This is a genomic window from Neobacillus novalis NBRC 102450, assembly GCF_001591805.1.
Taxonomy (GTDB): Bacteria; Bacillota; Bacilli; order Bacillales; family Cytobacillaceae; genus Neobacillus; species Neobacillus novalis.
The window spans coordinates 68,841-88,652 of record NZ_BCVP01000027.1; the positions used below are offsets into that span (position 1 = coordinate 68,841).

General features: G+C 45.9%; 19 protein-coding genes. 18 read left to right on the forward strand and 1 reads right to left on the reverse strand.

Features of this window, described 5'->3' with window-relative positions:
• Positions 1-20 precede the first annotated feature (20 nt).
• The 7 genes from glpX to prmC all read left to right on the forward strand — a co-directional run bounded on the left by glpX (position 21) and on the right by prmC (position 6,577).
• On the forward strand, positions 21-980 hold the full coding sequence (gene glpX / locus BANVL01_RS19450) for a class II fructose-bisphosphatase (RefSeq protein ID WP_066093939.1): 960 nt from the start codon (positions 21-23) through the stop codon (positions 978-980).
• 311 nt (positions 981-1,291) lie between these two features.
• Entirely contained in the window at positions 1,292-2,557 is a 1,266-nt protein-coding gene (gene rho / locus BANVL01_RS19455; protein WP_066093936.1) for a transcription termination factor Rho, read from the forward strand.
• Positions 2,558-2,801: 244 nt separating this feature from the next.
• Positions 2,802-3,014 carry a 50S ribosomal protein L31 gene (gene rpmE / locus BANVL01_RS19460; protein ID WP_024031297.1) on the forward strand — a complete coding sequence of 71 codons (213 nt, stop codon included), beginning with the start codon at positions 2,802-2,804 and terminating at the stop codon, positions 3,012-3,014.
• Positions 3,015-3,121: 107 nt separating this feature from the next.
• Complete coding sequence (locus tag BANVL01_RS19465) at positions 3,122-3,712, forward strand: thymidine kinase (protein WP_066093935.1); 591 nt, start codon at positions 3,122-3,124, stop codon at positions 3,710-3,712.
• Positions 3,713-3,962: 250 nt separating this feature from the next.
• A complete protein-coding gene (locus BANVL01_RS19470) occupies positions 3,963-4,385 on the forward strand; it encodes a hypothetical protein (protein WP_169803204.1) in 423 nt (140 codons plus the stop codon).
• Between the two features lie 166 nt (positions 4,386-4,551).
• Complete coding sequence (prfA, locus tag BANVL01_RS19475; protein ID WP_066093929.1) at positions 4,552-5,625, forward strand: peptide chain release factor 1; 1,074 nt, start codon at positions 4,552-4,554, stop codon at positions 5,623-5,625.
• On the forward strand, positions 5,618-6,577 hold the full coding sequence (prmC, locus tag BANVL01_RS19480) for a peptide chain release factor N(5)-glutamine methyltransferase (protein ID WP_066093924.1): 960 nt from the start codon (positions 5,618-5,620) through the stop codon (positions 6,575-6,577). Before prfA ends, prmC begins: the two co-directional genes overlap by 8 nt.
• 159 nt (positions 6,578-6,736) lie before the next feature.
• On the opposite strand, the gene BANVL01_RS19485 is transcribed toward prmC, so the two are convergent.
• The gene (locus BANVL01_RS19485; RefSeq protein ID WP_066093921.1) at positions 6,737-7,300 is read right to left on the reverse strand and encodes a CBO0543 family protein; all 564 of its coding nucleotides are present in this window, start codon (positions 7,298-7,300) and stop codon (positions 6,737-6,739) included.
• 201 nt (positions 7,301-7,501) lie between these two features.
• Here BANVL01_RS19485 and spoIIR point away from each other — a divergent pair, with 201 nt between their 5' ends.
• From spoIIR to upp, 11 genes are all read left to right on the forward strand, one after another.
• On the forward strand, positions 7,502-8,413 hold the full coding sequence (gene spoIIR / locus BANVL01_RS19490; protein WP_066093918.1) for a stage II sporulation protein R: 912 nt from the start codon (positions 7,502-7,504) through the stop codon (positions 8,411-8,413).
• A 214-nt stretch (positions 8,414-8,627) separates the two neighbouring features.
• Positions 8,628-9,074 (forward strand): GNAT family N-acetyltransferase, encoded by a 447-nt coding sequence (locus BANVL01_RS19495; protein ID WP_066093913.1) that lies wholly within the window; start codon positions 8,628-8,630, stop codon positions 9,072-9,074.
• Between the two features lie 184 nt (positions 9,075-9,258).
• Positions 9,259-10,314 (forward strand): L-threonylcarbamoyladenylate synthase, encoded by a 1,056-nt coding sequence (locus tag BANVL01_RS19500; protein ID WP_066093910.1) that lies wholly within the window; start codon positions 9,259-9,261, stop codon positions 10,312-10,314.
• A 771-nt stretch (positions 10,315-11,085) separates the two neighbouring features.
• Entirely contained in the window at positions 11,086-11,643 is a 558-nt protein-coding gene (locus tag BANVL01_RS19505; protein ID WP_066093907.1) for a manganese efflux pump MntP, read from the forward strand.
• A gap of 245 nt (positions 11,644-11,888) precedes the next feature.
• Positions 11,889-13,370, forward strand: coding sequence for a C39 family peptidase (locus tag BANVL01_RS28790; protein ID WP_066093904.1), 1,482 nt, complete (start codon positions 11,889-11,891; stop codon positions 13,368-13,370).
• Between the two features lie 128 nt (positions 13,371-13,498).
• On the forward strand, positions 13,499-13,939 hold the full coding sequence (locus tag BANVL01_RS19515; RefSeq protein ID WP_066093901.1) for a low molecular weight protein arginine phosphatase: 441 nt from the start codon (positions 13,499-13,501) through the stop codon (positions 13,937-13,939).
• A gap of 185 nt (positions 13,940-14,124) precedes the next feature.
• Positions 14,125-14,571 carry a ribose 5-phosphate isomerase B gene (rpiB, locus tag BANVL01_RS19520; protein WP_066093898.1) on the forward strand — a complete coding sequence of 149 codons (447 nt, stop codon included), beginning with the start codon at positions 14,125-14,127 and terminating at the stop codon, positions 14,569-14,571.
• A gap of 296 nt (positions 14,572-14,867) precedes the next feature.
• Entirely contained in the window at positions 14,868-15,434 is a 567-nt protein-coding gene (locus BANVL01_RS19525) for a TIGR01440 family protein (protein ID WP_066097118.1), read from the forward strand.
• Positions 15,435-15,708: 274 nt separating this feature from the next.
• A complete protein-coding gene (glyA, locus tag BANVL01_RS19530; protein WP_066093890.1) occupies positions 15,709-16,950 on the forward strand; it encodes a serine hydroxymethyltransferase in 1,242 nt (413 codons plus the stop codon).
• A gap of 165 nt (positions 16,951-17,115) precedes the next feature.
• Positions 17,116-18,999, forward strand: coding sequence for a winged helix-turn-helix transcriptional regulator (locus BANVL01_RS19535; protein WP_066093887.1), 1,884 nt, complete (start codon positions 17,116-17,118; stop codon positions 18,997-18,999).
• A gap of 166 nt (positions 19,000-19,165) precedes the next feature.
• Positions 19,166-19,795 (forward strand): uracil phosphoribosyltransferase, encoded by a 630-nt coding sequence (gene upp / locus BANVL01_RS19540; RefSeq protein ID WP_066093883.1) that lies wholly within the window; start codon positions 19,166-19,168, stop codon positions 19,793-19,795.
• Positions 19,796-19,812: the final 17 nt, after the last annotated feature.

Here is a 19,812-nt window from a genome sequence, read left to right on the forward strand (position 1 = left end):
AAAACGGGAGTTGGAGACCAATGGAAAGAAGTTTAACAATGGAGCTAGTCCGCGTTACAGAAGGAGCAGCTCTTGCTTCAGCCCGCTGGATGGGCCGCGGCAAAAAAGATGAGGCCGACGGTGCTGCCACTTCAGCGATGCGCGATGTGTTTGACACGGTTCCAATGAAAGGAACGGTTGTCATTGGCGAAGGGGAAATGGACGAGGCGCCGATGCTTTATATTGGTGAAAAGCTTGGAACCGGCTACGGTCCGCGCGTCGATGTTGCCGTTGACCCGCTTGAAGGCACAAATATTTTAGCGTCAGGCGGCTGGAATGCCTTAGCCGTACTGGCTGTCGCTGACCATGGCAACCTGCTTCATGCCCCCGACATGTATATGGAAAAAATCGCGGTTGGACCTGAAGCGGTCGGACTTGTTGATATTAACGCATCCGTTTTAGACAACCTTAAAGCAGTAGCCAAAGCAAAAAACAAAGATATTGGCGATGTCGTGGCAACCGTACTAAACCGCGAACGCCATGAACATATCATTGCCCAGCTTCGCGAAGCCGGTGCCCGGATAAAGCTGATTAATGACGGCGATGTCGCGGGAGCCATCAACACCGCTTTCGATAATACCGGCGTTGACATTCTCTTTGGTTCCGGCGGAGCACCGGAGGGCGTCTTAGCGGCGGTTGCCTTGAAATGTCTCGGCGGCGAAATTATCGGGAAACTATTACCGCAAAGTGATGCCGAGATTGAGCGCTGTTTGAAAATGGGCTTGGATGTCAATCGAATCCTCCGCATGGACGACCTCGTCAAAGGCGACGATGCCATTTTTGCGGCAACAGGTGTCACCGACGGCGAATTACTCCGCGGTGTACAATTTAAAGGATCATACGGTTCTACCCATTCCGTCGTCATGCGCGCGAAATCAGGAACCGTCCGCTTTATCGAGGGCCGTCACAGCCTGAAGAAAAAACCGAACTTGGTGCTGTAGGTTTAGCGGTGCCTGACCCCTGCATGGTGTCAGGCACCAGCTGAAAAATAGAGAAACTCCCGAATCTCTCCAAGAGAATTCCTTCCAGAAAAAATTTCCAATAGAGGATTTAAAAAAAATGAGTTGATTAATTTTTTGAACAAGGGGTAAAATAGTAATTGTTTTTATTATTAATAATTTCTGCAATTCTATTCATTCCTTTCTACTTCTTTTTCAATTTCCTCTACTCTCTTAAAAAACGATCAAAGGTAAATCACCCGCTCACTTAAACGGGCGGATTTGATAGAAAAATTTTAAAGTGTGGTGCACAAATGGACTTAACAATCTCAAGTTTAGAAAATATGAAGCTGAAGGAACTTTATGAACTCGCACGCGAATATAAAGTGACCTATTACAGCAAATTAACGAAAAAAGAATTAATTTTTGCGATTTTGAAATCTCGTGCCGAACAGCAGGGCTATTTTTTCATGGAAGGCGTCCTTGAAATCATTCAATCTGAAGGATTCGGGTTCTTGCGGCCGATTAACTATTCGCCAAGTTCTGAGGATATTTATATTTCGGCATCGCAAATCCGCCGTTTCGACCTGCGCAACGGCGATAAAGTTTCCGGTAAGGTTCGTCCGCCAAAGGAAAATGAACGCTATTACGGGCTTTTGCACGTAGAAGCAGTAAATGGGGAAGATCCGGAATCGGCGAAAGAGCGCGTCTATTTCCCAGCCTTAACAGCCCTCTATCCAAACAGAAAAATGAAGCTTGAAACAACGCAAAAGCATCTTTCAACACGGATTATGGATGTTGTTGCACCAGTCGGCTTCGGGCAGAGGGGCTTAATTGTGGCTCCGCCAAAAGCGGGTAAAACAATGCTATTGAAGGAAATTGCCAACAGCATTACCACGAACCATCCGGAAGTGGAACTGATTATGCTGTTAATTGATGAGCGTCCGGAGGAAGTAACCGATATTGAACGTTCGGTTGCCGGCGATGTTGTCAGCTCAACGTTTGACGAAGTCCCTGAAAATCATATTAAAGTGGCTGAGCTTGTGCTCGACCGGGCGATGCGCCTTGTTGAACACAAACGCGATGTCGTTATTTTGATGGACAGTATCACCCGCCTGGCGCGTGCCTATAACTTGGTGATTCCGCCAAGCGGCCGGACGCTTTCCGGGGGGATTGACCCGGCAGCCTTCCACCGTCCGAAGCGTTTCTTCGGTGCAGCCCGTAATATTGAAGAGGGCGGCAGCTTGACGATCCTCGCAACAGCTTTAGTCGATACCGGTTCACGTATGGATGATGTCATTTATGAAGAATTCAAGGGTACCGGGAATATGGAATTGCATTTGGATCGCCAGCTTGCTGAGCGCCGCATCTTCCCTGCGCTTGATATCCGCCGTTCCGGAACACGTAAGGAAGAATTGCTTATTCCGAAGGATCATTTGGATAAATTATGGGCGATTCGCAAATCGATGTCAGATTCACCAGATTTTGCCGAACGCTTCTTGAAAAAATTACGACAAACGAAGTCGAATGAAGAATTTTTTGCCCAGCTCGGGGAAGAATTAAAGGGCCGCCGTTCGTAAAAAGCGGTGGATTTTGGGACAAGTGGAACGGGGTTATTTTTAGCATAAAAAACGTTTTTTTCGGGTAAAGGCGAGTTTTCTTTTTAAAGAAATAATACCTTTTCCTGAAAGTCCCACCTTGCAAAAACAGATATCCCTTGTTATAATTGTTGCAGTGTGCTATAAGTATTTCAGTGCTCGTCGACAGACAAGCACTTTAGCTAACTCTGTTTCGAAAGATTCAGGGCGGAAGGAGATGAAAAGAATGAAAGCAGGAATTCATCCTAATTATAAAACAGTGACGGTGACATGTGCTTGCGGAAATACTTTTGAAACTGGTTCAGTGAAGAAGGAAATCCGTGTTGAAACTTGTTCAGAATGTCATCCATTCTATACTGGACGTCAAAAATTCGCTGAAGCTGGCGGACGTGTTGACCGCTTCAACAAAAAATACGGCCTTAAGAATCAGCAGCAATAATCGCTCAAAACAGGCAAGAAAGCAATATTCTTGCCTGTTTTTTATTTTGAAAAATTCACATCATAATAATAGATCTAAAAGGGTTTGCTAGGGAGGAGACGCCGTTTATGTATTTAATGAAGCAAAGCGGATGGGTTGAGGTTATCTGCGGCAGTATGTTTTCTGGAAAATCGGAGGAATTGATCCGCCGCGTCAGAAGGGCTCAATTTGCGAAACAAAAAATAGCTGTATTTAAGCCACGAATTGATAATCGCTACAGCGAGCAATCTGTAGTATCCCATAATGGTTCTTCTTTTCAGGCGAAGCCCATTTCCCATTCTTTAGAGATTCTTCATCATGTTGAAGCGGATTTCGACATTATCGCGATTGATGAAATTCAGTTTTTTGATGAAGGCATCGTCCGGGTTGTACAGCAGCTGGCGGACAGCGGCCACCGCGTCGTCTGTGCCGGTCTTGACATGGATTTCCGCGGCGAGCCATTCGGCCAAATGCCAGCATTGATGGCGGTTGCAGAAACGGTTACCAAGCTGCAGGCGGTCTGCACCGTTTGCGGTTCACCATCAAGCCGGACCCAGCGCCTAATTGACGGCCGCCCCGCATCCTACCATGACCCAGTCATCTTAGTCGGCGCATCCGAAGCCTACGAGCCTCGCTGCCGCCACCACCACGAAGTCCCAAAAGCCATTCCGGTGAGATAAAAGCTTTGTGTAAGCTGGTGCCTGACACCCAAAAAAGACATTTGTCCGTGTGGAGTGGACAAATGTCTTTTTTGTATTTGCACGAGTTGGTGTCCACGTGGGGCGTACATTTGTCCACGAGCGGTGCCTGACACCCTTACTATTGGAAGGATTTCACTAGGCAAGTTCAACTTCCTGACGGGCATGATAGTAATGGGAGGTGTTGATACTGAAGAAGTGGATGTTTCTCATGGTGATTATGTTGTTTTTGTTGAGCGGGTGTCAGAACAATAATCGCGGTGCGAAGGAAGAGGCGTATGATTTGCGGACTGATCGGACGGCTCCTAATTATATGTCCAACCGCGGCAAGGACCAGCAGCACTTAGTGGAAGATGATATTACCAATCAAAACCCGAATTTCCTTGACCTTGACAGGACCGGCAGCGGCGGAGAGGCCGGTGCAGGGAATCAGGGCAACGATATCAATAAAGCGAAACAAGTTATTGCGGGTACCAACGAGTTTGTCACCGATTCTGTCTGGATAAATGGCGACCGGATGTGGGTCACTGTTTATAAAAAAGGGATGCTTTCTGACAGGAAAAAGGTCGATGCTGAAGCCCGTCTCCATCGGAAACTCATTCAAGCCATACCGCGCTATCATATCGAAGTACGCGTGAAAGAAAATCGCAGATAACATGCTCTGATTTTTAGGGCATGTTTTTTTCTGCGGCCAGTGTCTGTGCTGCTTTTTTGGGAAAAAATCCCCTAAAAAAAATTTATCCCACTAATTTGGTTTTGACGACGCTTTTTACCTATACTATAATTATACTGTTATGGACTAAAAACTGAGGTGAATAAACTTGTTTGATCGTCTTCAATCCGTGGAAGATCGCTATGAAAAGTTGAACGAGCTTTTGAGCGACCCGCAAATTATTAATGATACCAAAAAACTTCGTGAATTTTCAAAAGAACAATCTGATATACAAGAGACCGTACAAACTTACCGCCAATATAAGGAGGCTCGTGAACAGCTTCAGGAAGCCAAGACCATGCTCGATGATAAGCTTGATGCTGACATGCGTGAAATGGTAAAGGAAGAAGTAAACGAGCTGGAAGCACAAATTGAGGAATTAGAGGCGCGCTTGAAAATTCTTCTGATTCCAAAGGATCCAAACGATGACAAAAACGTTATCTTTGAAATCCGAGGTGCTGCAGGCGGCGAAGAGGCGGCACTGTTTGCCGGTACGCTTTACCGGATGTATAGCCGCTATGCAGAAGCACAGGGCTGGAAAACGGATGTCATTGATGCCAACCCGACAGGTCTTGGCGGCTTCAAGGAAATTATTTTTATGATAAATGGAACAGGTGCGTTCTCGAAATTGAAGTTTGAGAATGGCGCTCACCGGGTTCAGCGTGTACCGGAAACGGAATCGGGCGGCAGAATCCATACCTCAACAGCAACGGTGGCTTGCTTGCCGGAAGCAGAAGAAGTAGAAGTGGAACTCCACGATAAAGATATCCGTTTTGATGCGTTTGCCTCGAGCGGTGCCGGCGGACAGTCCGTTAACACAACCATGTCAGCTGTTCGGTTAACGCACATTCCAACCGGGATTGTCGTCTCGTGTCAGGATGAGAAGTCGCAGCATAAAAACAAAGACAAGGCGATGAAGGTTTTACGTGCCCGCGTCTATGATAAATTCCAACAGGAAGCACAGGCGGAATACGACCAAGTGCGGAAATCAGCTGTTGGAACTGGTGACCGTTCGGAACGGATTCGCACCTACAATTTCCCGCAGAACCGCGTGACCGACCACCGGATTGGCTTAACGATTCAAAAGCTTGACCAGGTGCTGGAAGGAAAGCTTGACGATGTGATTGATGCCTTGATTATGGACGATCAAGCGCGCAGACTGGAAAGTGCCTCAAATGAATAAGAAAGTATTTGAAGCTCTGAAATGGGCTTCTTCTTTTTTAAGCGATTTAGGGCGGGATGAAAATGCCGGAGAGCTCTTGCTGCGCCATTTCACTGGGATGTCAAGGTCACAGCTGTTTGCGAATTTACGTGAGGATGTAACGCCGGCGGTTTGGGATGCTTTCGAGGCGGCTGTCCGCGAACATGGTCAGGGTATGCCGATTCAATACATCATTGGCACCGAGGAGTTTTACGGCCGGTCGTTTCTCGTCAATGAAGAGGTGCTGATTCCTAGGCCAGAAACCGAGGAGCTTGTCTTAGGAACACTCGAACGGATACAACGGCTTTTTAGCGGCCGGCAAGGGTTAGTGCTGGCCGATATCGGCACAGGCAGCGGCGCCATCGCCATCAGCTTGAAATTAGAAATGGAATCACATCGGGTGTCAGGCACCGAGTGTCCACCTGGGGCGGACAAATGTCCACGGAGGGTGTCAGGCACCAAAAATGGTACCCAAAGTGGCACCATTATTACAGGCACTGATATTTCTGAACGGTCGCTTGCGGTGGCGCGGGAGAATGCGGCTCGGCTTGGGGCCGAGGTTGAGTTTGTTCAGGGGGATTTGCTGGCGCCGTTTATGGAACGGGGCGTTAAGCTGGATGTGGTGGTTTCGAATCCGCCGTATATTCCGGTCGGTGATATTGGGACGATGTCCGAGGTGGTGACGGAGCATGAGCCGCACCGGGCCCTGTTCGCCGGCGCAGATGGCTTGGATTTTTACCGCCGCTTTATGAGCGAGCTGCCACGGGTGCTGGCGCCGGACGCGCTTGTCTGTTTCGAAATTGGGGCCGGTCAGGGCGAAGCGGTCGCGAGCCTATTTCAAAAAGCCTTCACAGCTGTGAAGGTAGAAGTCGTCAATGATATCAACGGCAAGGATCGGATGGTGTTTGCGGAAATCGGCTTCGGGGAGAAATAGGTAATAATTCCGTTTTCATGTTGGGAAAATAAACTTATATTGAATCCCATGAGGACAGAAACCGTGTGAAAAGAGCGATTCTTGTCCTCATGAGGCGTTCATGAGGACAGAAACTCCCGAAAAACAGGAAGATTTGTCCTCATGGTGCGTTCAAAGGAATTATTGTTCAGCTAATGACTCATAACCGCCAATCTTACTAAACCAATAAGCTACATAGAATAAAAATAAATAAATACAAAAGTCATAAATGGACAACCAGTCTTTTGGGTCGTAAAAATGAATCCAGACAAAAAACTTCATCGCCCCAAAAGCGGCGAGGGCAGCAAATATCGCCCCTTTTAACAGTGAATTCGCTTTTGGCTTAATTTGCAGCACAAACATAATCGCCACTGGGACCAACGAAAAATGATAAGGAAGCAGTAACATTGGGGCAACAGGTGAAAATTTCATCGGATAGCGCCATAACCCTACTTCAACTGCAATCAGATCAATAATAAGTGCCAAAATAATCGTGATAAACCCCGCAAGAAGTAACCTTCCTGTACTCTCCCTTTTCCGAAGCAGTAGCCAAATAATCCACGGGACAACAAATAATCCAATCCCAAACCACCATTGCCATGTAAATAGAAAGTGATCAACAACTGCTTTAGACATCATGTCACTTCCGTCGATAATCAGCTGCGCGCCCCTTCTCGATTCTTTAATACCTTCCATAAATCCCATTCTTTAACCCCACTCCTTAGAAAAATTGATACAACATGAATTTTGGAGTTTTCCTTATTTATAATCATTCGCCATTTTCCTCAAATTTATGATTTTTTTTACAAAAAACTTTTATTGCTCTTTACAAAAATATGAAAATTTACTAGTTTAAGATTCTTGTCTTTTGTCGACAATGTTGATAGTGAAGGGGCGGTGCTGGCAATGAGAAATAAATTGGCAGTTTGGGGTTATTTGATTGTATTATCGTTTGCAACGATGTTGAGTTTATATATGCCAAAAACAGAAGCGGCGCAGAAGGAATCAATTGTGATTCCCGGGGAGGCGATTCGCCTCAGGATTCTCGCCAATAGTGATTATGAAGCGGATCAGGCGATTAAACGGAAGGTTCGCGACTCCGTTAACGCTCAGATTACCTTATGGGTGCAGGATTTAACCTCGATGGAAAAAGCGAGGACAGTCATCAAAGCGAAGCTCCCGAAAATTCAAGCGATTGCCGAAAAAGTAGTCCTTGAGGAAGGCGCAGATCAGCCGGTCAAGGTAGAGTTCGCGAAAGTCCAGTTTCCGACGAAGTTATACGGTCAGTATTTATACCCGGCGGGAAAGTATCAAGCGATTCTGATAACGCTTGGCAGCGGTGAAGGAGCGAATTGGTGGTGCGTCCTGTATCCGCCGTTATGCTTCCTTGATTTTTCAAATGGGGTTGCCGTCAGTGAGGGTTTTGATGAAATACAAAAAGCGGCTAAAGCTGGGGAAAGTGATTCAGGAAAGGTGGATTCTGAGGGAGTGACAGGGGCACCTGAACAAATGAAGAAGGATTCTGAAGGAGGGGAAATAGCTTCTGAACAGAAGAAGGATTCTGAAGCAATGCAATTGGCCCCTGACAAGGCGTCCGATGAAGAAGGAATCGCAGCAGATCCAGCGCCAGCGAAAAAACCAGCATTCATTGACAAGGAGCGGGTAACTGAAAAGTCGAAAGTCACGAAAAAGCCTGCTCAAGAAAAAACAACCGCAAAGCAGACAAAAAAGGAAGCACCAGTATACACAGCAGAAGATGAAGCGCCGGTGAAGGTGAAATTCTTTGTCGTCGAGATGTGGGAAAGGATTTTTAACTAAGCCAGTTCCTAGATAAGCGGACTGGCTTTTGTCCTGATCTAGGAAATTAAAGAGTCATTTAAGTGTGGATCGGGGCTGACCAAGGCGCTTGCGCTTTTGTTCTTCCAGCGTGAAAAAAGGGTAAAAAATATTTACTAGATTCCCGAATCCGCCTGTTCTATTTGGCCTACTTTTTCATATTCATAGACTAGAATCTAAAAAAGAGGTGGATGGGATGCAGGCATTAATTCGCAAGGCTGATAGAGAGGATTTGGGTCATTTACGGGAGTTTCTTTCAAGAGCAAACCTTGGGACGGATGGGCTAACGGTTGAGACTGTCGGTAATTTCTTGCTGTTAGAGGATGAGGATGGCACATTAAAGGGAACGCTTGGCATGGAGGTAATCGCAGATTCCGGGCTGCTGCGGTCGCTGGTTGTTTCACCGGGACAAGCTGAAAAAGAGATTCTTGTTCTATTTGATCAAATGGTGCAATTAGCGAACGAGAAAGGGTTGAAAAGTTTATTTTTGGCAACAAATAAAGGTGCCGCCCTGACACTTTTTGAAATGCTGGGTTTCCAGCCGATTGGCCGAGGGGATTTGCCGCTGTCATTTTATCACTTAGAACATATACGACACGTTTTAAATGTGGATAACTCATTATTTTTGAAGTTTTCACTCTAATTGTGGATATATCCACAAAGTTATCCACTTTTACTGGAAAGTTATGCACAATTTGTGGATAAAACTTGTTTTTATCCCCGCCTTCTTTTATACTTTCAAACGTATTGACAGAAAAATATCGGTCTAAGTGACTATTTTCGCCAAATTTCGATAAATGACTCAGCTATGATAAAGGTGGATAACAATGAACACAAAGGTCTGGAAAGTGGATAAGTATGTGGATAATTTAGAAAGTAATCCACATGTTGTGGATGCAGCTCATTTTTTACGAGAAAATGAAGTGGTGGCGCTCCCGACGGAAACGGTTTATGGACTCGGCGGTAACGCGGAGAGCGATGAAGCTGTTGCGAAGATTTTTGCAGCAAAGGGCAGGCCTGTGGATAATCCGTTAATTATTCACATTGCCGAAAAACAGCAGCTGAACGGCTTTGTTACGGAGATTTCTGCTAAGGCGGAGGTGCTGATGGACAAGTTTTGGCCGGGACCGCTGACGATTATTTTTAAAAAGAAAGCCGGCGTTTTGTCAGAAAAGGCAACGGCCGGGCTCGCGACGGTTGCGGTTCGGATGCCGGATCACCCCGTTGCCTTGGCACTGTTGAAAATATGCGGCCTGCCGATTGCCGCGCCAAGTGCCAACAGCTCGGGCAAACCGAGTCCGACGAAGGCAGAGCATGTAATCGATGATTTAGCCGGAAAAATTGCTGGCGTACTCGATGGCGGTTCGACAGGGGTCGGCGTCGAATCAACGGTTATCGATTGCACGGAGGCAATCCCGGTCATCTTAAGGCCGGGCGGTGTCACGAAAGAAGCGCTCGAAGCTGTGATTGGCGAAGTCACGGTCGACGTAGCCTTAACGGACCCGGGCGCTAAGCCGAAAGCACCCGGAATGAAATACCGCCACTACGCCCCAAATGCACCGCTTATTATGGTGTCAGGCACCCGTGAATTTCTTCAGCATTTAGTAGAAGAAAAGCGGCAGGAAGGCCTAAGGGTCGGTGTATTGACGACGGAGGAACTTGAATCTGCCTATCAGGCGGATTATGTGCTGGCATGCGGCAGGAGGGCGGAGCTTGAGACCGTTGCCGCCGCGCTTTATGAAACACTGCGCCGCTTTAACGAGCTTGATGTAGATATTATTTTTAGTGAAATGTTTCCGCATACCGGAGTCGGCGATGCCATCATGAACCGCCTCCAGAAAGCCGCCGGGAATAAGATTATTACGGAAGGGAGTTTGACGTAAGCCTTCCTGCGGAAAAGCTTGTCATAAGCCATATTGGATAAAATTAAAGGGCTCTGTTTTCGGGTGCATTCTTATTAAAAGACACAAAAATTGACGTATGAATTGGCATACGTCTTTTTCTATGTTTATCAAGGTTTCTAAGATCAAGAGGGCCCGCACTTATCGGTTGGGGGAACAGGTTAAGCACCCAATCTGATAAATAGACGGAAATATTCCGCTTAATTAGTAATTATGGTTAAAAAATGCTTAAATAGACGGAGAAATTCCGCCTATTAACTCAAAAAATTTGAAAATGTGGGATTTTGCTTGGCATAATCGGAAAATCTCCCCTTATTTACTCCAAAACGAGCTTCATTCTGCATTTAACCGGAAAATCTCCGCTTATGTTACTTGTGTTGGTTACTCGATTATGGACAAGACATCTTATTTAGCTCAAAAATGCAAAAGAACCTTATTTTGATGCATTACGGTGAATCGTATTACAAGTAAGTGAGGTTTTATATAAATAAGGTTTTTGTATACCAATAACGGTGCCAATACGACTTTCATTTCAGCACGTATTTTAACCCTTTTGGATAAAATCGTCTTGTTTTTCATTGTGGAATAAGTCGCGGTAAGCGGGCATCTGATAAACACCAGCTCCTTCTAAGACGGGGGCTGGTGTTTTTTATCTGTGCGGGCAGCAAGCGTCCCCATTTCCAGAGATTATCTTCTAAAACCAGTTGGACGTGCATATGCTTAGGTTAGTTAGTCCAAGGGGGCGAGGACGAAATGTCTGAATTGGTTGGCGAAATACTTACACTAGCAATAATGGCATTTGCACTGGGGATGGATGCCTTCTCGGTTGGGCTTGGCATGGGAATGTACAAACTGCCGCTGCGGAGGATTTTTAATATTGGCCTGATGATTGGTTTATTTCATGTGTGGATGCCGCTTGTTGGACTAATAGCCGGCAAATATCTATCTGAAAAGTTTGGCACGTTTGCTACCTTTATTGGCGGGTTGCTGTTACTCGTGTTAGGTGTGCAAATGGTGTGGTCGACCTTTAAAAAAGGGGATGAGAAAATCATTACGCCGATTGGCTTAGGCTTATTGTTATTTGCCTTAAGTGTGAGCCTTGATAGTTTTTCCGTCGGTTTAACCTTGGGCATCTACGGCGCTAAAACTGTTATGGTTATCCTATGCTTTGGAATCGTTGCAACCGTGCAAACATGGGCCGGATTACTGCTCGGCAGAAAGGTGCGGGGCTGGCTTGGGGCTTACAGTGAGGCGCTTGGCGGCGCGATTTTGCTCGGATTTGGCTTAAAGCTGCTGATCCCTTTTTGGTAACGGATAAAGCTTTTGATTCTATTCAGTTTTTAGTTAAAGCTGCTGATTCCTTTTGGTAACAGTAAAACCTTTTGATTCCATTCTGTTTTCGGTTAAAACTTTTGATTTCGTTCTGGTAGCGGGTTACGCCTTTGGACATCCATAAATGTTTCAATTTTCCAAAAGTCCCTATAAATATGATAGAATAGAAGGTGGTAAATTTTTCACCTAGTATTCTATTAAATCTAACAGGGGAGGAACAGAAGTTGCAGCGGAAATTATGGATCAAGCTTTGCCTTACATTACTGGTAATCTCTCAAGTTCTTTTTCCAAAACTAGCATTGGCAGATACCCAGGTAAGGACAAATGAATCAGCAGAAATTCAAATATTGGAAAAAGTAACGACTCAAACGACAGTCATTAAAGGGAAGACATTCCCGCATGCCGCCATTAAGGTGGAAAATAAACAAGGCCTGCTCAACACGACACAAGCCGATCCGGATGGAATATTTGAAGCGGCAATATTGAAGCAGCCTGCAAACACGATTCTCAAAATTACTGTGGATAACGAGGATGGAAGTACATATGCAATCGAAATAACGGTGGCCGCAACTGGCTGGGTGCTCGCAGGCGGGCTTTGGTATTACTATGGTCCGGATGGCGAAAAGCAGACAGGCTGGATTACCGATAACGGGAGCCGCTACTATCTTGATCAAACCGGGGTCATGAAAACAGGCTGGGTACTCGATAAAGGCAAGTGGTATTTTTTCAAAAATAGCGGAGCGATGCTGACGGGCTGGATCTCAAGCGGTGGTAAATGGTATTTCCTCGATAGCACTGGGGTGATGAAGACTGGCTGGGTGTTGGACGGCGGCAAGTGGTATTATCTGGCTGGCTCGGGACAGATGAAAACGGGCTGGATTAAGGACGGAAACCGCTGGTATTATTTAGCTGCTAATGGCGCGATGAAAACCGGCTGGCTATCGAATGGCGGTAAATGGTACTATCTGACAGCTAGCGGCGCAATGGCAGTCGGCTGGGTGTTTGATGGAGGCAAATGGTACTATCTTAATTCCGATGGCGCGATGAAAACGGGCTGGATTCAAAGCGGAGGGGATTGGTATTACCTGAGCGGCAGCGGTGCTGTGTCCTCGGTTGAGCTTAATGCCCCGCTTATCGCGCAAATGCCGGAGCTCCCGCGCGGCTGTGAAGTTACCTCGCTTGCGATGATGCTCCAAGATGCCGGTGTGAAGGCGAACAAAATGACGTTAGCGTCCCAGGTGCGTCGCGATCCGACCCCGTATTCAAAAAAGAATGGACAAATCTACTTCGGCAATCCTTATTCAGGGTTTGTCGGTGATATGTATAGTTTTTCTACGCCTGGTCTTGGCGTTTACCACGGACCAATTGCGGAGCTGGCAGAGAAATATCTGCCCAATCGGGTCGTCGATTTTAGCGGCAGCCGTTTTGAAGAGATTTATAAACACCTCAATAGTGGCAAGCCTGTCTGGGTGATTGTAACCTCATGGTATGACACCGTCCCATCACAATATTGGCAGACGTGGAATACGCCGACTGGCAAGATTTCCATTACCTATAAGGAACACAGCGTTCTCATCACAGGTTATGACAGCCAATATATTTATTTCAATGACCCATTATCAGTAACAAAAAACCGCAAAGTCACAATCAGCGCCTTCAAACGCGGCTGGGAGCAAATGGGTAAACAAGCTATAACCTATCGTTAAATTGTTAAGGGTGTCAGGCACTATTTGTAATTTTGTGGAATTTCGAGATGAATAGGGTGTCAGGCACCATTTGTGACTTTCTGGAAACTTTGGATATAATGATAATGAGGAAAGGGGGCAGGCATTTTATGAAGCGAATTTTGTTTGTCTGTACGGGCAATACATGCCGCAGTCCCATGGCGGAAGCAATTTTGAAAAATAAAAACATGGATGGCATCGAAGTCAGGTCGGCAGGGATTTATGCCGCGAGTGGCAGTGAGGCGTCCGCACATGCCAAAAAAGTGCTCGGCGACAACAAGATCTCACATCAGCATCGCTCAACCCCGCTGACCAAGGCGGAGGTGGAATGGGCCGATCTGATTTTAACGATGACCGCCTCGCATAAAGCGTCCATCCTGCTGCAATATCCTCAGGTAAACGTCGAGGTTTTTACCTTAAAGGAATACAGCGGCGAACGATTCAATCCTGACGTCAGCGATCCCTACGGCAGGAGCCTCGCGACGTATCAAGAAACCTTTCGCGAGCTGGAGGAATTAATTAATAAAGCTCTTGAAAAATTAAAACCATAATGCTTAACGGAAGCTCTCTACTTAAATGGGGAGCTTTTTGTTCTGATAAAGGTTAGACCAGTGCTCTTTTTTAATAGAGTGCTTTTATTTTACGAATCCAGCTCAAAATTGTATTAATCTTTATATTTTTAAGCCGGTATGTCAAAATTAAATGAAGATCAAGAATGGAACAGGAGGATTTTTACATGAAAGTTGCACTGGCATCAGATCATGGCGGCATCCATATTCGCAAGGAAATCGCCAATTTAATGGATGAATTAAAGATTGACTATGTTGATTTTGGCTGTGAATGTGAAACATCGGTGGATTATCCGGATTATGCGCTCCCTGTCGCCGAAAAGGTGGCGAGCGGCGAGTTCGACAGAGGGATTTTGATTTGCGGCACCGGTATTGGCATGAGTATTGCTGCTAACAAGGTGAAAGGCATCCGCTGTGCCTTAGTGCACGACACGTTTAGTGCCAAAGCAACTCGAGCTCATAATGATACAAACGTGCTCGCGATGGGTGAACGCGTGATTGGGCCTGGTTTGGCGCGAGATATCGCTGAAATCTGGCTGACAGAGAAATTTGAGGGCGGACGACATGCAGGCCGCGTCGGCAAAATCACTGAATATGAAGAAAAGAATCTCTAACAATAAAGGGTGACTTTTCGTAAAAAAGGCTTTTTTGCTGATTCGCAAATAAGAGGTGACTTTTCGCAAATAAAACAGGTAGATTCGCAAATAAAAGCTGCAATTTCGCAAATAAAACAGGAAAATTCGCAAATAAACTAGGTTTTTTCGTAAATAAACATGAAGATGAGACTGAATAGGCTCACCAGCAGATAATTTTTACGATATTTTTTGAAAAAAGGTAGATTTGCTGATTCGATTCGTTAGAAACCAACAAATTATCCGAGAATAGTCTTATCGAAAGGGCGTGTCCGATGATGATTCACGAATGGGAAAAAGAGTTGGAAGCGATTTTAACAGAATTCAAGGAGCAAGCCGCATTTAAGCCGGGACAGCTATTGGTGATCGGCTGCAGCACGAGCGAGGTCATCGGCGAACGAATCGGCACCTCGGGCACCATCGAAGTTGCCGAAATGATCTTTCGCGAGTTGAAAAAGCTTCAGTTGGAGCAGGGGATCCATCTCGCTTTTCAATGCTGCGAGCACTTAAATAGGGCGCTTGTTGTCGAGCGCAGAGCGGCCGAGCAGCGCGGGTTCGACGAGGTGTCCGTTATCCCTGTCCGCAAGGCGGGCGGAGCGATGGCGACGTACGCGTTTGGGCAAATGGATGATGCAGTTGTGGTGGAGTTTGTCCAGGCGGAATCAGGGATTGATATCGGCCACACGTTGATTGGCATGCATTTGAAACATGTAGCCGTACCAATCCGCGTCAAGCAAAAAACCATCGGCCAAGCCTATGTAACCCTAGCTAAAGTACGTCCAAAACTGATTGGCGGCGCCAGAGCCGTCTATGAACGAAACAAAGAGAACTCAAGCTGTTCTTAAAAATGTCCTTGGTGTCAGGCACCAGCAGCCAAACCCTAGGGTGTCAGGCACCACAGCAAAAACCCCTGGTGTCAGGCACCCCGCCCAAAGGACCACGGCCATACAGCCGGGTTTCAGGCACCATTAATCTGTTATCACCTATCGTTAGGTTGTTAATGGTGTCAGGCACCATATAAAATTTTTACATAAGGGAAAAACGTGCTAAAATGGAGAGGGAATTTTCAAATTGTTTACGTTTTCACATAATGTGTAATCGTGTTAAGGGGGATTTATCATGAAGCATTTGTCAGAAGCGGACGAGCAGGTTTTTCAAGCGATTCAGAAAGAATTAGGCCGTCAGCGCAGTAAAATCGAATTAATTGCCTCAGAAAACTTTGTCAGCGAAGCGGTTATGGAGGCGCAGGGATCCGTTTTAACCAATAAATATGCAGAGGGCTACCCTGGCCGACGCTACTACGGCGGCTGTGAATATGTTGATGTGGTCGAGGACCTCGCCCGTGACCGTGCCAAGGAGATTTTCGGAGCGGAGTATGTGAACGTTCAGCCGCATTCAGGCGCACAAGCCAATATGGCCGTCTACTTTACCGTTCTTGAGCAGGGCGATACCGTTCTCGGCATGAACCTCTCCCACGGCGGTCACTTAACACACGGCAGTCCCGTTAACTTCAGTGGTATTCAATATAACTTTGTTGAATATGGTGTAGATGAAACAACACACCGCATCAATTATGAGGTTGTCCGTGAAAAAGCACTTGAGCACAAGCCAAAGATGATTGTTGCCGGTGCCAGCGCCTATCCACGCGCGATTGACTTTGCCAAATTCCGTGAGATTGCCAATGAAGTTGGCGCTTATTTAATGGTCGATATGGCCCACATCGCCGGACTCGTTGCGGCAGGCCTGCATCAAAATCCGGTGCCGTATGCAGATTTCGTCACGACGACGACGCATAAAACGTTAAGAGGTCCACGCGGCGGGATGATCCTTTGCAAAGAGGAATATGGCAAAAAGATTGATAAATCGATTTTCCCTGGGATCCAAGGCGGTCCGCTGATGCATGTCATCGCCGCCAAAGCGGTTGCCTTTGGCGAAGCACTAGAGCCAAGCTTTAAAGAATACGCGGAGCACATTATTGCTAACGCCAAGCGCTTAGCGGAAAGTCTTGAAAAAGAAGGCTTAAAGCTTGTCTCCGGCGGGACCGATAACCATTTGCTGCTGGTGGATGTCCAGAACCTTGGTCTAACAGGCAAGGTGGCCGAAAAGGTGCTTGATGAAATCGGCATCACGGTTAACAAAAACACGATTCCATTCGATCCGCAAAGCCCGTTTGTTACAAGCGGAATCCGCATTGGTACAGCTGCCGTCACAAGCCGTGGCTTCGGACTAGAAGAAATGGACGAAATTGCCTCCATCATCGCCTACACATTGAAGAATCATGAGGATGCAGCAAAGCTTGAAGAGGCGAGCAAACGCGTTGAAGCATTAACAAGCAACTTCACCCTTTATCCGGAATATTAAACGTTACCTGTCGGCCTTCACTACGAAGGCCGATTTTTCGCTTTATCGTAGTCGATTATTGAAAAAAATGTCGATTTTTCTATAAAAAAGACATCTATACTTCCTAAAAAAATATGGTATGATTCTATTGTTCAAAAATTGAACAGGTTGGAGTTGAATCGCACTATGTACAAATTTCGTCTATTAGAACTGATTTCAAAGGAACCGGAAATTAGTCAACGAGCATTAGCAGATTTATGTAATCTTTCCATCGGGAAAGTAAATTATACATTGAATGATTTAGTTGAAGATGAGTACATCACGATTGAGAAATCGAGTAATAAACACTGCTATCTCATTACTGAATTAGGGATTGAATTTCTGAAAAGTGAGGTAGAGCAGCTTCATGAAACGAAGATCAAGCTGTACAGCAAGGAAAGGAAAACGGTAAAACAAGCAGTCATCCTCGCGGCCGGGGAAAAGTCAGAATTTAATTTACCGGCCTGCCTGCTTCCCATCAAGGATACGACCCTTTTAGAGCGAAACATTGCCATTTTAGAGAATAACGGGATTGAAAAAATCATCATTGTCACCGGTTATCACAAAGAGGCCTTTGCCGAAGCAGAATTTTTAAAAGGAAAAGACAATCTGCACTTTGTTGAAAATCCAAGGTATTTGTGGACGGGAAGTATGGCCTCACTTGCCACGGCGAATGACTTGATTACTGATGATTTCCTTCTATTTGAAGATGATATTCTTATCGAGGAAACGGCCGTTACGGAACTGCTCAACCACCCTGAACGGGACTGCATTCTGGTCACAAAAGAAAGTGGATTGGGCGATGAGGCATTCATCGAAATTCAGAACAATCATCTGTATAAAATCTCCAAGGACATTCACCAGTTAAACCGGATTGACGGCGAGATGACGGGGATTACGAAGATTTCTTATGAAGTGTACGTGGAAATGCTTCGTTTATTTGAGAACAATAAAAATCCATATGTAAATTACGAGTACTTACTCCTAGATGTATCAAGAAAAATAGAGATTGGTTTTTTAAAGATTCCTGATTTGATTTGGGCGGAAATTGACAGCTATCTGCATCATTTTAAAGTGGTTGATAACATCTACCCATCCCTCCAAAAAAAAGAAGCTGATTTTAAAGAAAGAGAGCTGAAGCAAGTCATTGCAGCCGCTTTGAACATCAGCGTCGAAGAGGTGACCGCTGTCGAGGTGCTTGGCGGCTTAACGAATCGGAATTATAAAGTCATGACCAGCACGGATCAATTGGCAGTGAGGATACCGGGAAAAGGAACCGAGCACTATATTAATCGGCTGGCAGAGAAGGTTCATTCGCAGATTACCAGCCGGCTTGGAATTAATCCCGAGGTGATTTACTTCGATGAACAAACGGGCTTGAAGATTGTTCGCTTTATCCCAGATGCGGAAACACTTAATCCGAAGACAGGCACACGAGAAGATAACCTCGTCAAGGTAGCGGGGATTTTTAACACGCTGCATACATCTGGGGAGACGTTCAGCACCCGGTTTGATGTATTTGAAAAAATAACCGAATATGAAACTATTTTGTCCACGTTAAATGGAAAGTTGTTCGATGGCCATGCCGAAGTGAAACAACAGGTGCTCGAACTAGAGGCCTTCTATCAATCCTTACGGGTACAGCTCGTTCCCTGCCATAATGACCCGCTGGCGGAGAACTTCGTCAAGAACGGGGAGGAGCGGATGTACTTGATTGACTGGGAATTTTCCGGGATGAACGACCCGCTTTGGGATATCGCCGGCTATATCATTGAGGCCGAACTGTCTCCTGCAGAGGAAAAGCTATTCTTGCTGGAATACTTCAACGGCGAGATCACGAGCGCAAACCTGCAGCAACTGTTATTGAATAAGATTTTCTTGGATTTTCTCTGGACAATCTGGGCCTTGATGAAGGAAGCCGGCGGCGAAGATTTTGGCTCTTACGCCTTCACGCGCTTTACCCGTGCACAAAGCAATTTACTGCAATACCAAAATCAGTTTAAGGGTACCGAGGAATTTGGAAAAATTTAATGAAAAAGGTGTAGCTAAAAAGGAACCAGATTATGCATAAAACTTGCCGGTATTTGTCGGCAAGTTTTTTCTTCGAGAGACAGGCTTCGAGTTGCTCATTGCAATTTATTTCTGTAAAATAGTACGGAGTGTTTGAATAATTATTTTTTAAAAAGGGGCGATTATTGTGGCAAAGGTATACGTCTTCGACCATCCGCTGATCCAACACAAGCTTACGTACATACGGGATATTCATACGGGAACAAAGGAGTTCCGCGAGCTCGTCGACGAAGTGGCGACATTGATGGCGTTTGAAATCACAAGGGATATGCCGCTTGAAGATATCGAGATTGAAACACCGGTTTGCAAAACAAAATCAAAGGTGTTGTCAGGGAAAAAACTAGGGTTGGTTCCGATTTTACGTGCTGGAATTGGCATGGTGGACGGAATGTTGAAATGTATTCCAGCCGCGAAGGTAGGCCATGTCGGCTTATACCGCGACCCGGAAACATTAAAGCCAGTTGAATATTATGTGAAGCTTCCAAGTGACGTCGAAGAGCGCGACTTCATCGTCGTTGATCCAATGCTGGCAACAGGCGGCTCCGCGATTGATGCGATTTATGCCTTGAAAAAGCGCGGTGCGAAACACATCAAATTTATGTGCTTGATTGCCGCACCAGAAGGCGTCGAGGCCGTGAAAACGGAGCATCCGGACGTCGATATTTACATCGCCGCTCTGGATGAGAAATTGAACGACCACGGCTACATCGTGCCAGGCCTGGGCGATGCCGGCGACCGGTTATTTGGAACGAAATAATTTTTTGAAAAAAAGTC